Consider the following 21,655-nt stretch of genomic DNA (forward strand, 5'->3'; position numbering starts at 1 on the left):
TCATCCAGCACCGCGAACGCCGACCCCGACGACACGTCACCAGGCAGGTCCAAAGACCCCTGCGACTCCGGCTGCTCCACCGCACTCACACCACACACCCCCTTTCAGAGAATCCAGATCCCCGCGACCACAGAAAGCACAGGAAAACAAATGTCGGGACCGCGGCCAGAATCCGTCAGCCTCACCACGGAAGCCACAATCCCGACCACCCGATCGATATGTCCGATTCTATCCCGCGGCACCCCAGAACACCAGGCCCGAGCGAAGAATGTGGATACATCTGGGAAGATTCTCCATCCCATCGCTCCGGGCCACCGGAAAGTGGATAATCTCGTGGATAAACCACCCTTGTGGAGGAACCGATACACCCGTCACCCGATGCATCGGCGAGACCCCCACCCACCCCTACGGCGGTGCTCACCCCGGCCCCACGCCACGCCACACACCCACACCCCTCACGAAAGCCGCCGATCCTATAGCTCCGTCCGCCTCTCGCCTCGCTCGCCGCACCTTCCCTCGTGATGGACTCACGTCCGCTTCGAACGTCCTCGCCGGGCACGACCGGCCCGCCGCGCACTACCCAGCACCTCCCGGCCGCACGCCACCACACCCTCCGTCGGCCCTACGAGACACCCCTTGACTCCCTATAGGATCCACATCACACTAGCGATCGAACCATGGCAGGGACGCCGCGACGACGCGGCCCTGAGGTGCGAAGGAGCGCTCATGACTGCCTCTCACGGTCCGACCCAACCCGCCGATGCGGACTCCGCCGGGATCAACCCCGGCACCCACCGCCTGGTGCCGCGCGCACCCGCGATCTCGTGGTGGATGCTGCTGCTCACCACGGTCGCCATCCTCATGACCTCGGTCGATCATCAGATCCTCCCCGCGGTGCTGCCGGAGGTCTCGCAGGAGTTCGGGCTCTCGCCGGAGCAGGCGGGACTCATCAACTCGGTGTACTTCGCGGGGCTCGTCGCCGGCGGCATCGTGTTCGGCTACCTCTCCGACCGGATCGGCTCCGGCTACCGGCGCACGTGGACGTGGAACATCGCGATGCTGCTCGCGATCATCGGCGGCGCCCTCACCTTCGGCCTCGCCGGGAGCTTCCTGGCGTTCCTGCTGCTGCGCATCCCGATGGGCATCAGCCGCGGCGGGTCGGAGCCCGTGAACGTCGCGATCGTCGCGGAGTGGTGGCCCAAGGAGCACCGCGGATTCGCCGTCGGCGTCCACCACACCGGCTTCCCCATCGGGCAGTTCCTCGCCGGTGCGCTCATCGCGATCGTGCTCGGCTCGGGGAACTGGGCGACGGCGTTCCTGGTGATCCCGCTGCTCGGCATCCCGATCATCATCGGCCAGGCGTTCCTGGGCAGGCGGCGGAACCAGGCCACCCTCTATCGGAAGATCGAGGAGAGGGGGCAGACTCCCCCGCTGCCCCAGCTCACCGACCGCAGCGCGGCCGGCCTCTGGGGCCCTGTGCGCGAGGCGCTTCGCCATGCGAACGTGCGCTGGGCCGTGGTGCTGTGCTTCCTGTTCCTGTGGGGCGAGGCCGGGGTCGTCACGTTCCTGACCACGCAGTTCAAGGGGATCGGGATGGACACCTCGCAGGCGATCCTGGTCTCCGGCGCCTCGGGCCTGACGGGCTGGATCGGCCAGGTCGTGTGGGGGACGCTCTCGGACCGTCTGGGCAGGAAGTTCTCGATCGCCTTCCTGATCCTGGGGTGGACGGGCACGCTCCTCGCGATGATCCTCATCCACGACGTGATCACGGCGTGGATCATCCTGCTGGCGTGGGGCCTGTTCCGGAACGCGCCGTTCCCCGTGGTCTACGCGCTGCTGGTCGACTCGGTGCCGCGGGCCGCCGGCACGGCGCTGGGGATCATGATCGGCGTGGCCCTGGGAGTCTCCGGGATCTTCGCCTCGGCGGTGTCCGGCGTGGTCATCACGCACCTCGGCTTCACCTGGCACTACGTCATCCTCGCGGCGATCTGCCTGCTCGGGTTCATCCCGCTCGCGCGGATCACCGAGACCGTCCGCGTCGCACGCCGCGACCTCCCCGATGCACCGCGCGCCGCATGAGCCGCCGCGCCGCGTGAACCACGCCCCCGACCCCCTGGAGGAGAGCACCTCATGACCGCCTCAGATCTCTTCGACCCCGACGCGCGCCTCGAGAAGGTCGCCGACGGCTTCACCTGGACCGAGGGCCCCGCCTGGATCGCCGCGCGCGGCGTGCTGCGCTTCAGCGACATCCCCGGCAACCAGGTCCTCGAGTTCGACGAGGACGCCGGCGTGACACGCCAGGTCACGGGCGCGGCCGAGTTCACCAACGGCCGGACCGTCGCGCTCGACGGCGCGATCATCGAGTGCTCGCACGGCCGCCGCGCGGTGCAGATCGACCGCACGGGATCCTCCGACGATCCGTCCACCCCCTACGCCCCCGACGTCCTCGTCGATCGCTTCGGGCGAGCCCGGCTCAACTCCCCGAACGACGTGGTCGTGAAGTCCGACGGCACGATCTGGTTCACCGATCCGTCCTACGGGATCAAGCGGCCCGTCGAGGGGCATGCGGGCGAGGAGGAGTACGGGGACAGGTACGTCTTCCGCTTCGATCCGGCCGACGGCACGCTCACGCCCGTCGTCATCGACGTCGAGGCACCCAACGGGATCGCCTTCTCGCCCGACGAGTCGGTCCTGTACGTCTCGGACTCCTCGATCGATCCGCCCGACCGCGACCACCCGGACCCCGAGCGGCCCGGCGGGCACGCGATCCACGCCTACGACCTGCTGGGCGGGCGGCACGCGAAGAACGGGCGCACGTTCGTCGAGGTCGGCCCCGGGCTGCCCGACGGCTTCCGTGTGGACGAGGACGGCAACGTGTGGTCCTCCTCCGCGACGGGCATCCAGGTCTTCGCGCCCGACGGCTCGCGCCTGGGAAAGATCCCCGTCCCGGAGAAGGTCGCGAACTGCTGCTTCGGAGGGGCCGACGGGCGGACCCTGTACATCTGCGGCTCGACGAGCCTCTACCGGATCCGTACGCGGGCACGGGACGCGCATGCGCGCGGGGCCCGCTGATCACGCGGTCCTCACCCGTGGGCGACGACGTCCTCCAGGCGCAGCGGGTCACGGCCGAGCACCTGCCGCACGTCCTCGCTGACCGCGGCGAGTTCGCCCGAGGCGATCGCCGTGTACGTGCTGATCCACGCGTCGACCTGCCAGTCCGGGGCGCCGTAGGGGGCACGGGACCTGCGCGCCTCGTCCATGGTCTCGTCGACATAGGCGAAGGCCTCGCCGGTCGCGGCGGAGAGGCGCTCGGCCGCCTCGGCGAGGGTGAGGGCCTCGGCTCCGGTGACCTCCAGGGCGGTGTCCGCCCATGCGCGGGGGTCGAGGAGCACGCGGGAGGCGACCTGCGCGACGTCCTCGCGGGCGACGAAGGCGCAGCGGCCCTCGCCCGCGGGCCCGCGCAGCGTGCGGTCCTCCCCCGCCCAGGGCAGCAGCACGTCGAGGTAGAAGTCGTCGCGCAGGAAGGTCCAGGTCATGCCCGTGCGCGCGGCCGCCTCGCGGATCGCGTCCTCGGTGGCGCCGTGATCCCGCGCGAGCGTGAACTCGGCGTCGGCCGAGGCGCCCGTGAACGAGGTGTAGACGAGGTGGCGCACGCCCGCGTCGGCCGCCGCGGCGACGGCGGTCCGGTGCTGGGCGACGCGGTCGTCGGCCTCCCCGGCGGAGACCAGCAGCAGGGCGTCGAGGCCCGCGAAGGCGGCCCGGCAGGCGTCGCCGTCGCCGAACTGCGCGACCGCGATCTCGGCGCCCTCACCTCCCGCCGGGCGCGGGGCCCGCGCGGGGTCCCGGACGATCAGCCGCAGCTGATCGGCGCCGGGGCGGTCGACCAGGAGCTCCGCGACGCGACCCCCGATGTGCCCGCTCGCCCCGGTGATGCCGATCCTGCGGGCACCGGCGCCGGATCCGCTCACTTCGCGATGCCCTTGTCCTTCAGCCAGGCCTTCGCGATGGTCGCGGAATCGGCCTTCTCGTCGACGCTGCGCGTGTTCAGCGCGATCAGCTCGTCGGTGCTGAGCGCGTCGGTGACCTTCTTGATGGCGGCGGCGCCGTCGTCGCCCACCTTGGACGAGACGATCGGGACGACGTTCTCGGGCAGCACCATGACCTTCGGGTCCTCGAGCGGGACCAGGTCGTTCTTCACGATCGCGGGATCGGACGTGTAGAGGTCGGCGACCTGCACCTTGCCGTCCATGAGGGACTTCAGGGTGAGCGGGCCGCCGGAGTCGGAGACGGGCACCACGGTGATGTCCACGCCGTAGTCGCTCTTGGCGCCCTTGGGGCCGTAGGGGCGCTCCTCGAACTCGGGGTTCGCGGCGATCTTCAGGTCGCCGATCCCGGCGAGGTCGCCGATCTCCTGGAGCGAGTTCTGCGAGGCGAAGTCCTTGGTGACCGTGTAGGAGTCCTGGTCCGTGGCCCCGGCGTAGGGCAGGGCGCGCAGGCCGTCGTCGAGCGCCTTCTCGAGACCCTTCGCGAGGTCGTCGGCCGTGCCCTTCGCGGCGGACTCGTCGAGGTACTGCAGCAGGTTCCCGAGGTACTCGGGGATCACGTCGATCGTGCCCTTCTGCAGCTCGGGCACGTAGACCTCCCGCTGGCCGATCTGGAACTGCCGCTTCACGGTCGCCCCCGAGCCCTCGAGGGCCTGGGCGAAGAGCTCGGCGATGATCTCGTTCGAGTAGTACTGCTGGGAGCCGACGACGATCTCGCCGCTGCCGCCGCCGTCGGACCCGCCGGAGCCCGAGCCCGAGTCGCTCTTCAGCGGGTCGTCGTTCGAGCAGGCGGCGGCGCCGAGGGCGACGATCCCCGTGCCCGCGAGGGCGGCGAGGCTGCGGCGGCCGACGACGGGGCCGGTCGTGGTGATCGGGCTGCGGGCGGGGAGGTGGCGGCGATGGGTCATGGAGACTCCTCGATGGATGGGACGGAGGTCGGGGTGGCGTTCTCGGGGCGGGGTCTCAGTCCCGGGCGGCTCCGCGCGGCGCGAGGAGGCGTTCGAGGAGGCGCAGCGCCACGTCGAGGACGAGCGCGAGGGCGACCACCAGGATGGACCCCGCGAGCATCTGCGGATAGTCCTGCAGCTGGAGACCCAGGAAGATGAAGCGGCCGAGGCCGCCGTTGCCGATGTACGAGGCGAGCATGACGGTAGCCACGACCTGCACGATCGCGAGGCGGAAGCCGGAGATCAGCAGCGGCAGCCCGAGCGGCACCTCGACGCGGGAGAGGATCTGCCATTCGGTCATGCCCTGGGCGCGAGCGGCATCGACGGTGCGCGGGTCGACGGATTCGACCGCGGAGTAGGCGCCCGCGAGCAGGGACGGGATCGCGAGGACCACGAACGCGAGGATCGGGGCCCTCAGCCCGATACCGAGCCACAGCCCGAACAGGGTGATGAGGCCCAGCGTGGGCAGGGCGCGCGCGGCGCCGCTGAGCGCGACGACGATCCCGCGGCCGCGGCCCGTGTGGCCCACCATCAGACCGATCGGCACCGCGATGACGGCGGCGACCACCACGCCGAGCGCCGTGTACCAGAGGTGCTCGAGCAGGCGGGTGGGGATGCCGTCGGCCCCTGACCAGCGGGTGGGGTCTGCGAGCCAGGAGAAGGACTCGAGGAGCTGGCTCATCGGACCCCCTCCCCGCGCACGCGGGACCAGGGCAGTGCGAGCCGGCCCCCGAGCATGATCAGCAGGTCCAGGGCGATCGCGAGGGCCGCGGTGAGCACGATGCCGGCGAGGATCTCCGCGGTGATGCTGCGCTGGAACCCGTCGATGAAGAGCATCCCCAGGCTGGGCACGCCGAGCACGCCGCCCACGGTGACCAGGGAGACCGTGCTCACCGCGACCACGCGCAGCCCCGCGACCAGGGCCGGACCCGCGAGCGGCAGCTCGACCCGGAGGAACCGCGCGAACGGCGCGTAGCCCTGCGCGGTCGCCGACTGCAGCGTGTCGCGGCTGACCGCGCGCAGGGCCTCCGAGGCGCTGGGCACCATGAGCGCGAGGCCGTAGATGGTGAGGGCGACGATGATGTTGACCGTGGAACGGATGCCGGTGCCCAGGACGATCGGCAGCACGATGAACAGCGGCAGCGACGGCACTGCGTAGAGCAGGCCCGCACCGGCCGTGAGGCCGCCGCGCAGCCACCCGCGGGAGTTCGCGAGCTTCGCGATCGGGATCGCGAGCACGAAGGCCAGCACGATCGGCGGGATCGCCTGCCCCACGTGGGCGAGCAGGCGCTCGGCCAGCAGCGGGAGGTTCGCGAGCACCCAGCTCACGAGCCGGATCCCTCGCGCAGGACGCCGACGGGCCGGTCGCCCGCGTCGAGGACGACCTGCTGGCCGCTGACCTCGTCCACGTGCAGAGCGCGCTTGCCGGCGCCGCTTCCCACGAACGACTCGACGAACTCGTCGGCCGGATCGGCGAGGATCTCCGCCGGGGTGCCCTGCTGGGCGATCTCGCCGCCGGGGCGCAGGATCACCACCTGCTCGCCGATGAGGAAGGCCTCGTCGATGTCGTGGGTGACGAAGAGGATGGTCTTGCCGAGCTCGCTCTGCAGGCGCAGCAGCTCCTTCTGCAGCTCGGCGCGGACGATGGGGTCGACGGCGCCGAAGGGCTCGTCCATGAGCAGGATGTTCGGGTCCGAGGCGAGAGCCCGGGCGACGCCCACGCGCTGCTGCTGCCCGCCCGAGAGCTGCGAGGGATAGCGGTCGCCGAGGCGATGGTCGAGGCCCACCATCTCCAGGAGGGCCAGCGCCCGGGAACGGGACCGTCGCCGGGAGACGCCCTCGAGGAGGGGGACGGTCGCGACGTTCTCGGCGACCGTGCGGTGCGGGAGCAGCCCGGAGGCCTGCATGACGTATCCGATGCTGCGGCGCAGCTTCACGGGGTCCATGCCGGCGACGTCCTCATCGTCGATGAGGACGCGGCCCGAGGTCGGGTCGACCATGCGGTTCACCATCCGCATGAGCGTCGTCTTGCCGGAGCCGCTGGTGCCCACGAGCACCACGCTCGCATGGGAGTCGATGGTGAGGGAGAAGTCCCCCACGGCGGTCGTGCCGCCGGGATAGGTCTTCCCGACGTGGTCGAATCGGATCACGGCCGCCTCCCAGCGCGGGGGTCGTCGTACAGATGTTCGAGACGTGCGCGCCCGACACTACGCCACCGCAGTGGCCGGTGCGAACGGGACACGGTCAGCGCGATCGTCCGGTCCCCTCGGCCGCGCGGCGCCGCATGCGCCGCTCGAGGAGGCCGGCGGCCTTGGTGAGCAGGAAGTTGAGCACGATGTAGATCACCGAGACGACCACGTAGGTCTGCACCAGGAAGCGGGTGATGGAGACCATCGTCTTGCCCTGGAACTGCAGCTCGTTGTAGCTCACCACGAAGCCGAGGGTCGAGTCCTTGAGCAGGCTCACCAGGGCGAGGATCAGGCTCGGCAGCACGAGGCGCACGGCCTGCGGCAGGATCACGTAGCGCATGGTCTGACCGCGGGAGAGCCCGATCGCGGACGACGCCTCGTCCTGGCCGCGGTCCACCGCCCCGATGCCCGCGCGGAACACCTCCGCGGTGCTCGCGGAGCTCACCAGGATCATCGGCACCACGAGCATCCAGAAGCGCGGCAGGTTCACGCCGTAGGCGGGCAGCGCCAGCAGGAACGCGTAGACGACCAGCAGCATCGGGATGCCGCGGAAGAACTCGATCCACACCGCGGAGATCGCACTGAGGGCCCGCGCCCGCGAGATCCGCCCCAGGGCCAGGACGAGCCCGAAGGGGAAGGCGATGACGGCGGCGACGGCCGTCGCCTCGAGGGTTCCCATCAGGCCCTTGCCGAGGAACGCGATGTAGTCGCGGCGCAGGTAGGGCAGCCATTTGTCGGCCGCGAGCTGGCCGTTGCGCTGGAACTGCCACAGGCCCAGGGCGATCAGCGCGAGGATCCCGAGGGAGGAGACGATCGAGATCAGCAGGATCCGCCGACGGCCCCGTGGGCCGGGGGCGTCGAAGAGGACCTGGGTGGCGGAGGTGCTCGTGGTGCTCATGCCTGCGCCGCCCCCTGGAGCCTGTCGGCGGTGCGCATCGGGCGCGAGCCGCCCGGGGCGACCGCCCTCTCGACGCGTCGTCCGAGGTAGGCCACGCCCAGCGAGAGCGCGAGGTACAGGGCGCCCGCGACCAGGAACAGCAGCACTGCCTGCGCGGAGGCGATGTTCAGCTGCTGGGTGACGTAGGTGATCTCGACGACGGAGATCGCCGCGCACAGCGAGGATCCGATGACGGTCGCGATGAACACGTTCACGAGCGGCTGCACCATCGTGCGGAAGGCCTGCGGGAGCACCACGTAGCGCAGCACCCCGAAGAAGCCCAGCCCGATCGAGCGGGCGGCCTCGGCGTGGCCGATCGGGACGGTGTTGATGCCCGAGCGGATGTTCTCGCACACGAAGGCCGCGCCGGAGAGCGTCAGCCCCGCGACCCCGCACCAGAAGTAGGGCAGCAGCACGCCGGCATCCGGCAGGCCGAAGGCCAGCAGGATCAGCAGGCTCAGCAGCGGGATGTTGCGGAAGATCTCCACGTACACGGTGGCGGCCCAGCGCAGCGGCGGGATCGGGCTGACCCTGCACACCGCGAGCGCGGTGCCCAGGATCAGCGCGAAGGCGTATCCGAGCACCGTGAGCGCGATCGTGGTGCCGATCCCCTGCAGCAGCAGCGGGATGTTGTCGAGGATGATCTGCATGGCGTCCCTCCGTCGCTCCTCCGTCGGACCGTGGTCGGCTCCCCGCGGATCAGGAGGGCAGGTCGCCGATGGTCGGGGGCTCGGGCGTCTCGTCCTCGATGACCTGGCCGATGGTGGCCTCGTAGAGCTTCTTCCAGGTGCCGTCGTCCTCGATCGCCTTGAGGAAGCCGTTGACGAAGTCGAGGCCGCCCGCGTCCTTGTTCAGACCGATGCCGTAGGGGTCCTCGGTGAAGGGCTCGCCGACGACGGTGACCGACGGGTCCGCCTTCGAGTTCCCCAGCAGCACGCCCTGGTCGAGCACGTAGGCGTCGACGCGCTTCTGCTTGAGGGCGGCGACGCAGGACTCGTTGTCCGCGAGGGTCTCCGTCTTCCCCGGATCCTTCACGTGCTCCTCGATGGCCTGGATGCCGGTCGAGTTCGACTGGGTGACGAGCTTCTTGCCGGTGAGGTCGTCGGGCCCGGTGATCGAGTCCTTGTCCTCGGTGCGCACCTGGATGGCGGTGCCCGAGAGGTAGTAGGGGCCGCCGAAGTCGATGAGGTCCATGCGCTCGGGGGTGATCGAGTAGGTCGCGATCACGCAGTCCACGGAGCTGTTCTGGACGAGCTTCTCGCGGGTGTCGACGGTGGTGTCCACATAGTCGACCTTCTCCTCGCCGCCGTCGCCCAGGATGTAGCGCGCGAGCAGCTGGGTGATGCCCGCATCGAAGCCCGTGACCTTGTTCGTCGAGGGGTCGATGAGGGAGAACACCTGGTTGGCGGTGGTGCCGCCGCGGGTGAGCTTGCCGGCGTCCTTGATCTTCTTCGCCCAGGCGCTCTTCTGCACGTCGGCGTCCTCGGCGACGGGGCCGCCGGCGATGACGCCGTCGTAGGCGGAGGACGCGCCGCCGTCGTCGCTGCCGCCGCCGAGCGACGGGGCGTCGTCGGAGTCGGAGGAGCAGGCGGCGAGCGCGGCGCCGATCGGGAGGGCGGCCGCGGCGGCGACCACGGCGCGGCGGCCGGGGCGGATGCTGGTGGAGGTCATCGGGTTCTCCTTCGTCGGGAACGGGATCGGGGATGGAGGGATCGGTCGCGCGGGTTCAGTGCGGCAGGATCTTCGAGAGGAAGTCCTTGGCGCGCTGGGACTCGGGGGCGGTGAAGAACTGCTCGGGCTCGCCCTGCTCGACGATCTCGCCGGCGTCCATGAAGACGACGCGATCGCAGACCCGGCGGGCGAAGCCCATCTCGTGGGTGACCACGAGCATCGTCATGCCGGCCTCGGCGAGCTCGGTCATCACGTCGAGGACCTCGTTGATGACCTCGGGGTCCAGGGCCGACGTGGGCTCGTCGAACAGCATGGCCTTGGGCTTCATGGCGAGCGCGCGGGCGATCGCGACGCGCTGCTGCTGGCCGCCGGAGAGCGCCGCGGGCAGGCTGTGCTCCTTGCCGGTGAGGCCCACGCGGGCCAGCAGGTCCATCGCCTCCTTCGTGGCCTCGGACTTCGAGACTCCGCGGACCTTCGTCGGGCCGAGGGTCACGTTGTCGACGGCGCGCAGGTGGGGGAAGAGGTTGAAGGACTGGAAGACCATGCCGACGTCGCTGCGCAGGCGCGCCAGGTCCCGCCCCTCCTCCGGGAGGGGCTCGCCGTCGATGCGGATCTCACCGGCGCTGATGGTCTCCAGACGGTTGATGCAGCGGCACAGCGTGGACTTGCCGGAGCCGGAGGCGCCGATGAGCGCGACGACCTCGCCGCGGTGGATGTCGAGGTCGATGTCCTTGAGGGCCTGGAAGTCGCCGAAGTGCTTGTCGACGCCGCGCACCGAGATCACGGGCTCGGCGCCCGACGGGCTGCCCGGGCTGTGTTCGCTCATGCGGGAAGCATTCCCTGATCCGGGCATTCTGTCCACGCGATCCGGCCCGCACGGTGGGATCGATGCGCTCTCGTGACCGCTCGCGGCGCTGGTCACCGGCGCATGCACGGGTCCGCGCGGGCCACCGCGTAGGGTGCCACGGACCGCCACACAGCGCCTCCGCGCGCACCGCATCCGAAAGGCCGAGAGCGTGCCCTCCCCCGATCCCCGCACCGCCGTGTCCCCGTCGTCGGCCCCGCCCTCGCGGGCCCGGCGCCTGCTGCGCAGCTACCGCTTCCCCCTGGCCATCCTCGCCGGGGTCGTCATCGGCGCGGTCGTCGGCCTCGTCCTCGGCGAGCGCGCGAGCGTGCTGAAGCCCTTCGGCACGCTGTTCGTGAACATGATGTTCACGCTCGTGGTGCCGCTCGTGTTCTTCTCGATCGCCTCCGCGGTGGCGGGCATGTCCTCGGTCAAGCGCCTCGGGAAGATCCTCGGCGCGATGCTCGCGATCTTCGCCGCGACCGGGATCGTCGCCTCGCTGCTCATGATCGCGGCGCTCGCGGTGTTCCGGCCCACCGAGGGCGTGCAGGTCGAGCTCACGCAGCCCGAGAAGACCGAGGACGTCGGCTCGATCGGCGATCAGCTCGTGCAGACCTTCGTGGTCGACGACTTCTCGAAGATCCTCTCGTCCGAGCACATGCTCGCGCTCATCGTCTTCGCGGTGCTGGTGGGGATCGCGACGTCGGGCATCGGCGAGAAGGGCGCGCCGTTCGCACGGTTCCTCAGCTCCGGGTCCGAGGTGTTCCTGAAGTTCACCTCGATCATCATGTACTACGCCCCCATCGGCCTGGGCGCGTACTTCGCGGCGCTCATCGGTGAGCTGGGCGCGCAGCTCGTGGGCGACTACCTGCGCGCCTTCCTCGTCTACTACCCGGTCGCGATCCTCTACTTCCTGCTCGCCTTCACCCTCTACTCCTTCCTCGCCGGCGGCAGGCGCGGCGTGACGCGGTTCTGGACGCACATCCTGGAGCCCGCAGCGGTGTCGCTCGGCACCTCCTCGTCGGTCGCGGCGATCCCCGCGAACCTGAGGGCCGGCGAGAGGATCGGCGTGCCGCGGGACGTGCGCGAGACGATCGTCCCGATCGGGGCGACGATCCACATGGAGGGCTCCTCGCTGAGCGCCATCCTCAAGATCGCCTTCCTGTTCGCGGTCTTCCAGCGGGACTTCCTCACGCCCTCGAACATCCTCATCGCGATCGCCGTCGCCCTGCTCTCGGGCATGGTGATGGCCGGGATCCCCTCGGGCGGGTTCATCGGCGAGCTGATGATCATCACGCTCTACGGCTTCCCCGCCTCCGCGCTGCCGATCATCCAGATCATCGGCACCGTCATCGACCCGCCGGCGACCACCGTGAACGCCGTGGGCGACCAGGCGAGCAGCATGCTCGTCGCGCGCGTCCTCGACGGGAAGGACTGGATGGACCAGCCCGACGAGCAGGCGGGCCCCGATCCCGACGCGGCCGAATCCGCCGCAGCAGACCTCGCCGACGCACGAACGGAATGACCATGGACCTCGCCTCCCTCCCCCGCCGCCGGTACACCGACGGCCCCACCCCGCTGCAGCACCTCGAGCGCCTGAGCGCCGAGCTCGGCGGACCGCAGATCTGGGTCAAGCGCGACGACCTGCTGGGCCTGACCCTGGGCGGGAACAAGACCCGCAAGCTCGAGTTCCTCGTCGCCGACGCGCTGGCCCGCGGTGCCGACACCCTGGTCACGGCCGGCGGGGTGCAGTCCAACCACTGCCGGCTCACCCTGGCCGCCTCCCGCGTCGAGGGCCTCGCCTGCCATCTCGTGCTCGAGGAGGACCTGGGGCCGGGCGGCGAGGCCGCGCCCGGCGGGAACCCGCCGGAGGACACGGGCAACCACTTCCTGTTCGACCTCCTCGGCGCGGAGCGCGTCGAGGTCCACCCGCACGGCGCCGACCTGGGCGCCCGCATGGAGGAGATCGCCCGGGAGCTCGAGGCGAGCGGCGCCCGCCCGTACGTGATCCCGATCGGCGGCTCGAACGCGCTGGGCGCGCTCGGCTACGTCGATGCGGCCGACGAGCTGCTGCACCAGATCCAGGAGAAGGGACTGGAGGTCGAGACGATCGTGACGCCGAGCGGCTCCGCCGGGATGCAGGCGGGGCTGGTCGCCGGGCTGCACGCCGCGGGCAGCGGGATCGACGTGGTCGGCATCAACGTCAGCCGCCCGCGCGAGGAGCAGGAGCCGAAGATCATGGCGCTCACGAGAGAGGTCACGCAGCTGCTGGGCCTGCCCGAGGTGCCGCGCAAGAAGATCGTCGGTCTCGGCGACTTCGTCGGCCCGGGGTATGCGCTGCCCACGCCCGGCATGGTCGAGGCGCTGCGGCTGTTCGCGCGCACCGAGGGGCTCGTGCTCGACCCCGTCTACACGGGCAAGGCCGCGGCGGGGCTGGTCGCGCGGATCCGCAGCGGCGAGCTCGGTCCCGACCGGAGCGTCGTGCTCATGCACTCCGGGGGCGTGCCGGGCCTGTTCGCCCGCACCGCGGCCTTCGCCTGAGCCCGTCGGCCCATCGCCCTTCGGCCCATCAGGGGCGGTAGAAGCCCTGGTAGACGGCGTCGAACGGGGCGCGGCCGTGCTGGCGGTGCTCGATCGCGCTGGTGACGACGCGCTTCGCGGTGCGCGCTGCATCGAGTGCGTCGGAGCCCTTGGCGAGCTCCGCGGTGACGGCCGCGGCGAGCGTGCAGCCCGCGCCGGAGACGCGGTGCTCGCCGATCTTGGGGCTGCGCAGCACGACCTCGCGCTCGTCGTCGACGAAGACGTCCACGGCGTCCTCGCCCCGGAGCTCGACGCCGCCCTTGGCGAGCACGGTGACGCCCCAGCGCTCGTGGATCGCGCGGGCCGCGGCGGTCAGGTCCTCGAGGGTCTCGACGGGCCCGGTGCCCGCGAGGATCCGGGTCTCCCCCAGGTTCGGGGTGACGAAGGTGGCGCGCGGGAGGATCCTCTCCATCAGCGCGTCGTCCGTGGCGCGGGCCGGGGTGTCGCCCTCGCCCTCCTTGCAGATCATCACCGGGTCGAGCACCACGTGGGGGAAGTCGTGCTCGGCGAGCGCGCCCGCGACCACGTCGATCGTCTCCGGGGTGCCGAGCATGCCGAGCTTCACCGCGTCGACCTCGTGCACGGCGGTGCTCGACTCGATCTGGTCGGCGATCGTCCGCGGCGCGATCGGCACAAAGCGGTGCGCCCAGCCGTCCTGCGGATCGAAGCTGACGATGCAGGTCAGGGCCACGCTGCCGAAGACTCCGAGCTGGTGGAAGGTCTTGATGTCGGTCTGCGCGCCCGCGCCTCCGGTGGCCTCGGAGCCGGCGATGGCGAGGGCGACGTGGACCATGGTGAGCCTCCGGATGCTGGGGTCGGCGGCGCGGGTGTGGCGCGGCCGACGGGGAACGGGCGATCGCCCACTCTACGACCCGGCCGATAGTGTGCAGGGGTGCCCGGATCAGCATCGGACGGGCTCTGGGCCCGGCATCTGGGTCCGAGCCTGAAGTTCCTCACCGTGGGCGGCCTCGTCTTCCTCATCGACGCCGCCCTCTACAACCTGCTCGTCTTCTGGTCCCCCGCAAGCGGCTGGGGGCACGGGCTGCTGCACGCGCACCCGATCAGCGCGAAGGTGCTCACGATCGTGGCGGCCTCGTCCCTCACCTACCTGGGCAACCGGCTGTGGACCTATCGCGACCGGCCGAGCCCGCGCACCGCCCGCTCGATCCTCATGTTCGTGGGCCTGAACGTGCTCGCCTCCGCCCTGCAGCTTGCCTGCCTGGGCTTCTCGCGGTATGTGCTGGGGCTCGACTCCGCGCTCGCGGACAACGTCTCCGGGACCCTCATCGGACAGGTGGTCTCGACCACCTTCCGATATCTCACCTACGGGCGATTCGTGTTCCCGCACGGCCACGGGACGGCGCGCGAGGACGCCGGTGTCGCCCCGGAGGAGCGCAGCGGCTCCCTGCAGGACCGCTGACCGTCCTAGAATCCAGGCAGACCGGCGGACATCCTCCGCGTCGGCCTCGGCGTTCCACCGGCACGCCGCTCCGCCCACCCGGGTTGCGACCTTTCCCGCCCCGGGGCGTCGATGAGGACAGTCATGACTACAACAACCGAGGCCAAGAGCGGGTTCAACCCGCGCGTGGTCCTGCAGAAGGTCGGCACCTCGTTGTCGAACATGGTGATGCCGAACATCCCGGCGCTCATCGCCTGGGGCATCCTCACCGCGTTCTTCATCGCTGACGGCTGGACCCCGAACGCCGCTCTCGAGAGCGCAACGACGCCGATGATCCACTATCTGCTGCCGCTGCTCATCGCGAACACCGGCGGGCGGATGGTCTACGAGGCACGCGGCGCAGTCGTGGGTGTCATCGCGACCATGGGCGTGATCGCCGGCTCCGACTGGCTGATCGCCCAGGACAACGCCGAGATGCTCAAGCAGTGGGTGGCCGCCGGCAAGGACGCCGCCGACTACACCGAGCTGGGCCAGGTCCACATGTTCATCGGCGCGATGATCATGGCGCCGCTCGCCGCATGGCTCATGAAGAAGCTCGACCGGCTGTGGCAGGACCACATCCCCGCCGGCTTCGAGATGCTCGTGAACATGTTCTCGGCCGGCATCTTCGGCTTCATCATGCTGGTGATCGGCTTCTTCGGACTGGCACCGCTCGTCAACGGCCTGATGAGCCTCCTCTCCAGCGGCGTCGAGGCCCTGGTGCACGCGCATCTCCTCCCGCTCGTGTCGATCCTCATCGAGCCTGCGAAGGTCTTCTTCCTCAACAACGCGATCAACCACGGCGTGCTGACCCCGCTGGGGCTCTCGCAGGCATCGCAGAGCGGCAAGTCGGTCCTGTTCCTCCTCGAGGCGAACCCCGGCCCGGGCGTCGGCATCCTGCTCGCCTACACCTTCTTCGGCCGAGGCGCCGCGCGCGCTTCGGCCCCGGGCGCCGCCCTCATCCAGTTCTTCGGCGGCATCCACGAGATCTACTTCCCGTACGTGCTCATGAAGCCGATCCTGATCCTCGCTGCCATCGGCGGCGGCATGACCGGCGTCGCGATCAACGTGGCCTTCGGCACCGGTCTCATCGCGCCCGCGTCGCCGGGGTCGATCTTCGCGATCTTCGGCGTGGCCGCGCGCGACTCCTATCTGGGCATCGCCCTCGCGGTGCTGGGCGCCGCAGCGGTGAGCTTCGTGCTCTCCATGCTCTTCCTGAAGATCGGCAAGCAGGACGACGGCGACATCGCCTCGGCCACAGCGAAGATGGAGCAGATGAAGGGCAAGAAGTCCTCGGTCGCGGGCGCCCTGACCGGCGGCGCGGCGGAGGGCGGCGCGGCAGGCGCAGCGGCGGCTGCCGATGATTCGTCGCACACCGGCCCGATCCAGCGGATCGTCTTCGCCTGCGACGCGGGCATGGGCTCCTCGGCGATGGGCGCGACGGTGCTGCGCAAGAAGGTCCGCGCCGCCGGCTTCGACGACGTCGAGGTCACCAACAAGGCGATCTCGAGCCTGAACGACGAGTGGGACGTGGTCGTCACGCAGAAGGAGCTCACGGACCGCGCCCGCCAGCGCACCGGCTCGGCGATCCACGTGAGCGTCGACCAGTTCATGAACTCGCCGCGCTACGACGAGGTCGTCGAGCTCGTCGAGCAGCGCAACACCCCCGATGCGGCGTCAACCGACGCGTCGGCCGCTGACCAGGCCGGGTCCGATGGCGCCTCCGCCCAGGACTCCGGAGCCGGCAGCGCGGGTGCGGCGGAGGGGGCAGGGGCGGTCGCCGGAGCCGGGGCGAGCGCCGCCGCGGGCTCCGCCAACACGCACCGCGCCGAGCCGACGGATGCTGCCTCGAAGGCTCCGTCGACCGGCGACTCGTCGGTCGCCTCCGAGCCCGAGATCCTCTCGGCCTCCTCGATCGTGCTCGACGGAAGCGCCGGTGCGGCCGACGCCGCGATCGACGAGGCCGGCGGCCTGCTGGTCCGCGCGGGCGCGGTCGATACCGAGTACGTGAGGGCGATGCACGATCGCGAGGCGACCGTCTCGACGTTCATGGGCAACGGGCTGGCGATCCCCCACGGCACGAACGAGGCGAAGGAGTCGATCTCCCGCTCGGCCATGTCGTTCGTGCGCTACCCGAACGGGATCGACTGGAACGGCAACCCCGTGAACTACGTCGTGGGAATCGCGGGCGTGGGCAACGAGCACCTCGCCCTGCTGCAGAACGTCGCCATGACGTTCTCCGACCCCGCGCAGGTGGAGCGCCTCGAGAAGGCGACCACCGCGCAGGAGATCCTGGACATCTTCTCCGAGGACAAGGACTGATCCGGTATGGCCAGCAAGAAGGCAGTGCATTTCGGCGCCGGCAACATCGGCCGCGGTTTCGTGGGGCTGCTGCTCCACGAGGCCGGGTACGAGGTGGTCTTCGCGGACGTCGCCGACGCGCTCATCGATTCCCTCGACGCCGCGGACTCCTACACCGTGCGGACCGTCGGCCAGCACCCGACGGAGACGGTCGTCGACGGCTTCCGCGCCATCAACTCGGGGAAGGACCTCGAGACCCTCACCGGTGAGATCGCCTCCGCCGACGTGGTCACCACGGCCGTGGGGGTGCACGTCCTGCGGTTCGTGGCGCCGGCGATCGCGGCCGGGATCGCCGCGCGCCCGGCCGGCGCACCCCGCGTCGCCGTGATGGCCTGCGAGAACGCGATCAACGCGACGGACACTCTCGAGGAGGAGATCCGGAAGAGCTACGAGGGCGAGGATCTCGACGCCGGGGCGCTGTTCGCGAACACCGCCGTGGACCGGATCGTGCCCGTCCAGGATCCCGCAGCGGGCCTCGACGTCACCGTCGAGGACTTCCACGAGTGGGCCGTGGACCGCACGCCCTTCGACGGGAACGTGCCTGACATCCCTGGCGTGACCTGGGTGGACGACCTCGGCCCCTACATCGAGCGGAAGCTGTTCACGGTGAACACCGGCCACGTCACCACCGCCTGGCACGGCTGGAGGGCCGGGCACGCGACCATCGCCGACGCCATCGAGGACCCGGCCGTCGAGGCCAAGGTGCGCGAGGTGCTCGCCGAGACCTCCGAGCTGCTCATCGCCAAGCACGGCTTCGACGCGCAGACCCAGCAGGACTACGCCACCAAGGTGCTCGGCCGCTTCCACAACCGCGCCCTGCCCGACCCCGTCGAGCGCGTGGGCCGCGCGCCCCTGCGCAAGCTCTCCCGGCACGACCGGATCATCGGCCCCGCCGCCGAGCTCGCCGAGCGCGACATGGCCTCCCAGGGTCTCCTGGACTCCTTCGCCGCCGCCCTCGCCTTCATACCGGAGGGCGACGAGGAGGCGGACCGGCTGCAGGAGATCCTGCGTACCCAGGACTCCGACGGCGCCACCTCCGAGATCACCGGGCTCGAGCCCGACCATCCGCTGTACCCGCAGGTCAGGGAGAGGATCACCGAGAGGCAGTCAGCCCTCTGACCGGGCGGGCGAACCCCGGGGTATCCGGCGGGCACACCGGTGGGCGTCCGGCTCCAGGACAGCCCCCATCGGTGTCCGATATCGTCCCTGAGTACCCGAACACGCGCGCGGGTTGACCGTCCGCGTCCCTCGCCGCCGCACCGTGCGGCGGTCCATCGAAAGGCTGAACCATGGCAGAGCGCACCGTCACCATCGCCAGCGCCTCCGGGCTCCACGCGCGCCCGGCGGCCATCTTCTCGAAGGCCGCCGGCGAGCAGCCCGCGACCGTCACCATCGAGAAGGCCGGCGGCAACGCCGTGCAGGCCTCGAGCATCCTCATGCTCATGACCCTCGGCGCCGGCCACGGCGACGAGGTGACCCTGCGCGCCGAGGGCGACGGAGCCGACGAGTCCGTCGCGGCGCTGGCCGCGCTCCTCGAGAAGGACCTCGACGCCGAGGAGTGACCCGCGGCGGGCAGCTCGGACCGTGGACCCACAAGATGTGAGGGCCACGAGATATGAGGGCCACGAACCAGATCTCACCGATCCTGGTTCGTGGCCCTCATATCTTCGCCCTCGCGGGCGCGCGGCCGCAGGCGTGCTGGGAGCGACGGGCGCGCGTCAGAGGCCGAGCTCTCCCAGGATCGGGAGGCCGGCGCGGACGGCGTCCCGGGCGTCATCCGCGGTGCGTGCGGAGACGGCGGCGGCAGCGAGCTGCTGCGCCTGCTCGAGGGAGACCGTGGAGAGCACCTTCGCGACCGCGGGCAGGGAGCGCGGGGTCATCGAGAGGCTGTTGACGCCCAGGCCCACGAGCACGACCGCGAGACCCGGGTCGCCCGCGGCCTCGCCGCACACGCCCACCGGCTTCTGGGCGCTCTCGCCGAAGGCCTCGGGGTCGCCGCCCGCCGCGCGGGCGCCGTCGCAGGTGGCCTTCACGAGGGTGAGGACCGCCGGCTGCCACGGGGTGTTCAGGTGCGCGAGGGTGCCGAGCATGCGGTCGGCGGCCATCGTGTACTGGGTGAGGTCGTTGGTGCCGATCGAGGCGAAGTCGCACGCGGCCAGCTGCCGGTCCGCGGTGACCGCCGCCGAGGGCGTCTCGACCATGATCCCGGCCGGGGCGAGGTCGCGCTCGCGGCACAGGCCCACGAAGTCCTCGGTGTCCTCGGTGGTCGAGATCATCGGAGCCATCACCCACACCTTCGCGTCGCTCTGCTTCGCGGCGCCGGAGATCGCGTCGAGCTGGTTGGTCAGCACCGAGCGCTTCTCCCACGAGGTGCGATAGGCCCGCACGCCGAGCGCGGGGTTCGGCTCGTCCGTGTCCGTGAGGAAGGGCAGGGGCTTGTCGGCGCCCGCGTCGATCGTGCGCACCACGACCTTCTGGCCGGGGAACGACGCGAAGGCCTCCAGATAGGCCTTCGTCTGCTCCTCGACGGTCGGCTCGTCCTCGCGGTCCAGGAACAGGAACTCGGTGCGGAACAGGCCCACTCCGTCGGCGTGCGCGGCGGCTGCCGCCTTCGCGTCCTTCGCGCCGCCGATGTTGGCCAGCAGCTGCATGCGGGTGCCGTCGGTGAGCTCGACGCCGCCGCCCTCGTAGGTCAGCGGGTTCTTCTGCAGCTCGGTCCAGGCCTCCGCGAAGCGGCGGTGCTCATCGGTGACGTCGTCCGTGATGGTGCCGAAGCCGGCGTCGACGAACACCTCGGTGCCGTCGGCGATGTCGAGCACGCCCTTGGCGGCGACGATCGCGGGCAGGCCCAGCTGGCGGGCGAGGATCGCGGTGTGCGACTGGGGGCCGCCGTCGGAGGTCACCAGCGCCATCACCAGCGCCGGGTCGAGCGTCGCGGTGTCCGCGGGGGCGAGATCGGTCGCCGTGAGCACGAAGGGCTCCTCGACATCGGGGATGCCGGGCGCCTGCTCGCCGCGCAGCTCGGCGACGATGCGGCCGCGCACGTCCTTCACGTCGGCCGCGCGCTCGGCCATGTATCCGCCCAGGCCCTCGAGCATCGAGGCGACCTGGTCGCCGGCCTCCCATACGGCGCGCGCGGCGGAGGCGCCGCCGGCCAGCACGAAGCCCTGCGCGGTCTGGGTGAGGGAGGGATCCGCCGCCATCTGCGCGGTCGCCTCGAGAACGGCCTTCCCATCGCCCTGGGCATGCTCGGCGCGATGCGTCAGCGCCTTCTGCACGCTCGCGGCGGCCTCGGCGATGCGTGCGGCCTCGGCCTGCGGATCCGCGCCCTCGGGGATCTTCTCGCCGACGGGCGGCTCCGCGACCGGCGGCGCCATCGTCCGGACCGTGCCGACGACGCGGCCGGGGCTGACCGCCACACCTGTGTACTGGGACATCTCGGACTCCCTCTGTGATGGGCCCGTGGGGGAGGGCTCGGGCGCGCGGCGGCGCCGCGCGTGATCACCACATGCTACGTGCCTCGCCCGGGGCGAGAGTCGTATCGTCCCCGCGCCCTCCGACGGCCCGGTCGGCACCGCGACCGCCGCCACGACCGATAGGCTCGCCACCATGGATGAACGCAGCTCCTATCTCCTCGTCGACGGCGAGAACATCGACGCCACGCTGGGCCTCTCGGTCCTCGGGCGCCGCCCGCACCCGGAGGAGAGGCCGCGCTGGAACACGCTGCTGAGCTTCATCCAGGAGCACTGGTCCGAGCCCACCCACGGCCTGTTCTTCCTGGCCGTCGCGAGCGACCTGCCCGCGAGCTTCGTGCAGGCGCTGCTCGCCATGGGCTACACACCGATCCCGCTGCGCGGCGACGGCAAAGTCGTGGACATCGCCATCCAGCGCACGCTCACCGCGCTCAAGGACCGTGCGTCCGACGTGGCCCTGGTCAGCCACGACCGCGACTTCGTGGACCAGATGCGCGCGCTCTCGGAGGACGAGGAGCGGCGCCTCGCGATCGTCGGCTTCCGGGAGTTCATGGCCTCCGACCTGCGGCAGGTGCCGCGCGTGGAGATCCTGGACCTCGAGTTCGACGCCGGCACCTTCACGAGCCCGCTGCCGCGCGTGCGCGTCATCGAGATCGACGAGTTCGACCCGTACGAGTTCATCTGAGCCGGGCACGTCCCGCCCGGCGCGCCGGCGCGCCGCCATGGAGAGGACTGCCACGAGATCTGCGCAGAGGCGGCACCAGTACGCTGACCGCATGGGGATCGTGATCGAGGTTCTGGTGTCCTTCCTCGGGGACTTCGTCTTCGCGCGAGGAAGATCGCGCAGACGTGAGCGCGCGCCGCGGGACTGAGCACTGCAGGGCCGGGCGCCGTGCGTCGGCCGCGCCGCCCCGACCGTCCGCCCCTCGGCCCCATCCATGAAGAAGGCCCCCGCCGGATCCCGACGGGGGCCTTCACGACCCGGGTGAATCCCTGGGTCAGGGGCGGTAGCGGCGGGATTTGAACCCGCGGTGGCTATTAACCACACATCATTTCGAGTGATGCACCTTCGGCCGCTCGGACACGCTACCGCCCGCGAGTCTACGCAGAGCGTGAACGGCGGGCAAACCGTCCGGGCGCGGGTGCGACCCAGTTCACCGAGGCAGGCACTA

20 protein-coding genes and 1 tRNA gene are annotated in these 21,655 nt (G+C 70.9%); 9 read left to right on the forward strand and 12 right to left on the reverse strand.

Features of this window, described 5'->3' with window-relative positions; genetic code table 11:
• Positions 1 to 726: 726 nt before the first annotated feature.
• Positions 727 to 2,079: an MFS transporter gene (locus tag FHG10_RS12385; RefSeq protein WP_152353666.1), complete on the forward strand. Its 1,353-nt coding sequence runs from the start codon at positions 727 to 729 to the stop codon at positions 2,077 to 2,079.
• 51 nt (positions 2,080 to 2,130) lie between these two features.
• Positions 2,131 to 3,072, forward strand: coding sequence for an SMP-30/gluconolactonase/LRE family protein (locus FHG10_RS12390; RefSeq protein WP_152353667.1), 942 nt, complete (start codon positions 2,131 to 2,133; stop codon positions 3,070 to 3,072).
• A gap of 11 nt (positions 3,073 to 3,083) precedes the next feature.
• Here the strand turns inward: FHG10_RS12390 and FHG10_RS12395 are convergent, their stop codons facing one another.
• The 9 genes from FHG10_RS12395 to FHG10_RS12435 all read right to left on the reverse strand — a co-directional run bounded on the left by FHG10_RS12395 (position 3,084) and on the right by FHG10_RS12435 (position 10,613).
• Positions 3,084 to 3,968: an NAD(P)H-binding protein gene (locus tag FHG10_RS12395; RefSeq protein ID WP_152353668.1), complete on the reverse strand. Its 885-nt coding sequence runs from the start codon at positions 3,966 to 3,968 to the stop codon at positions 3,084 to 3,086.
• Entirely contained in the window at positions 3,965 to 4,951 is a 987-nt protein-coding gene (locus tag FHG10_RS12400; protein ID WP_152353669.1) for an ABC transporter substrate-binding protein, read from the reverse strand. Before FHG10_RS12400 ends, FHG10_RS12395 begins: the two co-directional genes overlap by 4 nt.
• Before the next feature lie 55 nt (positions 4,952 to 5,006).
• Positions 5,007 to 5,672 carry an ABC transporter permease gene (locus tag FHG10_RS12405; RefSeq protein WP_152353670.1) on the reverse strand — a complete coding sequence of 222 codons (666 nt, stop codon included), beginning with the start codon at positions 5,670 to 5,672 and terminating at the stop codon, positions 5,007 to 5,009.
• Positions 5,669 to 6,319 carry an ABC transporter permease gene (locus FHG10_RS12410; RefSeq protein WP_152353671.1) on the reverse strand — a complete coding sequence of 217 codons (651 nt, stop codon included), beginning with the start codon at positions 6,317 to 6,319 and terminating at the stop codon, positions 5,669 to 5,671. The genes FHG10_RS12405 and FHG10_RS12410 overlap by 4 nt, the downstream gene beginning before the upstream one ends.
• Positions 6,316 to 7,140: an ABC transporter ATP-binding protein gene (locus FHG10_RS12415; protein ID WP_152353672.1), complete on the reverse strand. Its 825-nt coding sequence runs from the start codon at positions 7,138 to 7,140 to the stop codon at positions 6,316 to 6,318. Before FHG10_RS12415 ends, FHG10_RS12410 begins: the two co-directional genes overlap by 4 nt.
• A 94-nt stretch (positions 7,141 to 7,234) precedes the next feature.
• On the reverse strand, positions 7,235 to 8,077 hold the full coding sequence (locus tag FHG10_RS12420; RefSeq protein WP_152353673.1) for an amino acid ABC transporter permease: 843 nt from the start codon (positions 8,075 to 8,077) through the stop codon (positions 7,235 to 7,237).
• The gene (locus tag FHG10_RS12425; protein WP_152353674.1) at positions 8,074 to 8,766 is read right to left on the reverse strand and encodes an amino acid ABC transporter permease; all 693 of its coding nucleotides are present in this window, start codon (positions 8,764 to 8,766) and stop codon (positions 8,074 to 8,076) included. The genes FHG10_RS12420 and FHG10_RS12425 overlap by 4 nt, the downstream gene beginning before the upstream one ends.
• Before the next feature lie 49 nt (positions 8,767 to 8,815).
• A complete protein-coding gene (locus FHG10_RS12430) occupies positions 8,816 to 9,787 on the reverse strand; it encodes a glutamate ABC transporter substrate-binding protein (RefSeq protein WP_152353675.1) in 972 nt (323 codons plus the stop codon).
• A gap of 55 nt (positions 9,788 to 9,842) precedes the next feature.
• Positions 9,843 to 10,613, reverse strand: coding sequence for an amino acid ABC transporter ATP-binding protein (locus FHG10_RS12435; protein ID WP_319803207.1), 771 nt, complete (start codon positions 10,611 to 10,613; stop codon positions 9,843 to 9,845).
• A 190-nt stretch (positions 10,614 to 10,803) separates the two neighbouring features.
• Between FHG10_RS12435 and FHG10_RS12440 the strand changes: the two genes are divergently transcribed.
• A complete protein-coding gene (locus tag FHG10_RS12440) occupies positions 10,804 to 12,156 on the forward strand; it encodes a dicarboxylate/amino acid:cation symporter (RefSeq protein WP_227488232.1) in 1,353 nt (450 codons plus the stop codon).
• Positions 12,157 to 12,158: 2 nt separating this feature from the next.
• Positions 12,159 to 13,172: a D-cysteine desulfhydrase family protein gene (locus FHG10_RS12445; RefSeq protein WP_152353676.1), complete on the forward strand. Its 1,014-nt coding sequence runs from the start codon at positions 12,159 to 12,161 to the stop codon at positions 13,170 to 13,172.
• A gap of 28 nt (positions 13,173 to 13,200) precedes the next feature.
• On the opposite strand, the gene FHG10_RS12450 is transcribed toward FHG10_RS12445, so the two are convergent.
• Positions 13,201 to 14,004 (reverse strand): hydroxymethylpyrimidine/phosphomethylpyrimidine kinase, encoded by an 804-nt coding sequence (locus tag FHG10_RS12450; protein WP_152353677.1) that lies wholly within the window; start codon positions 14,002 to 14,004, stop codon positions 13,201 to 13,203.
• A 99-nt stretch (positions 14,005 to 14,103) separates the two neighbouring features.
• On the opposite strand from FHG10_RS12450, the gene FHG10_RS12455 reads away from it, so the two are divergent.
• The 4 genes from FHG10_RS12455 (at position 14,104) to FHG10_RS12470 (ending at position 18,572) form a co-directional block, all read left to right on the forward strand.
• On the forward strand, positions 14,104 to 14,631 hold the full coding sequence (locus FHG10_RS12455; protein ID WP_152353678.1) for a GtrA family protein: 528 nt from the start codon (positions 14,104 to 14,106) through the stop codon (positions 14,629 to 14,631).
• Positions 14,632 to 14,754: 123 nt separating this feature from the next.
• Complete coding sequence (locus FHG10_RS12460; protein ID WP_152353679.1) at positions 14,755 to 16,971, forward strand: PTS sugar transporter subunit IIA; 2,217 nt, start codon at positions 14,755 to 14,757, stop codon at positions 16,969 to 16,971.
• A 6-nt stretch (positions 16,972 to 16,977) separates the two neighbouring features.
• A complete protein-coding gene (locus tag FHG10_RS12465; RefSeq protein ID WP_152353680.1) occupies positions 16,978 to 18,129 on the forward strand; it encodes a mannitol-1-phosphate 5-dehydrogenase in 1,152 nt (383 codons plus the stop codon).
• Positions 18,130 to 18,299: 170 nt separating this feature from the next.
• Positions 18,300 to 18,572, forward strand: coding sequence for an HPr family phosphocarrier protein (locus FHG10_RS12470; protein ID WP_152353681.1), 273 nt, complete (start codon positions 18,300 to 18,302; stop codon positions 18,570 to 18,572).
• Between the two features lie 156 nt (positions 18,573 to 18,728).
• Here the strand turns inward: FHG10_RS12470 and ptsP are convergent, their stop codons facing one another.
• Positions 18,729 to 20,447 (reverse strand): phosphoenolpyruvate--protein phosphotransferase, encoded by a 1,719-nt coding sequence (ptsP, locus tag FHG10_RS12475; protein ID WP_152353682.1) that lies wholly within the window; start codon positions 20,445 to 20,447, stop codon positions 18,729 to 18,731.
• Between the two features lie 172 nt (positions 20,448 to 20,619).
• Between ptsP and FHG10_RS12480 the strand changes: the two genes are divergently transcribed.
• Positions 20,620 to 21,168, forward strand: coding sequence for an NYN domain-containing protein (locus tag FHG10_RS12480; protein WP_152353683.1), 549 nt, complete (start codon positions 20,620 to 20,622; stop codon positions 21,166 to 21,168).
• A 320-nt stretch (positions 21,169 to 21,488) separates the two neighbouring features.
• On the opposite strand, the gene FHG10_RS12485 is transcribed toward FHG10_RS12480, so the two are convergent.
• Positions 21,489 to 21,574, reverse strand: a tRNA-Ser gene (locus FHG10_RS12485).
• Positions 21,575 to 21,655 lie beyond the last annotated feature (81 nt).

The organism is Brachybacterium subflavum, from assembly GCF_009299795.1.
GTDB classification, from domain to species: Bacteria; Actinomycetota; Actinomycetes; order Actinomycetales; family Dermabacteraceae; genus Brachybacterium; species Brachybacterium subflavum.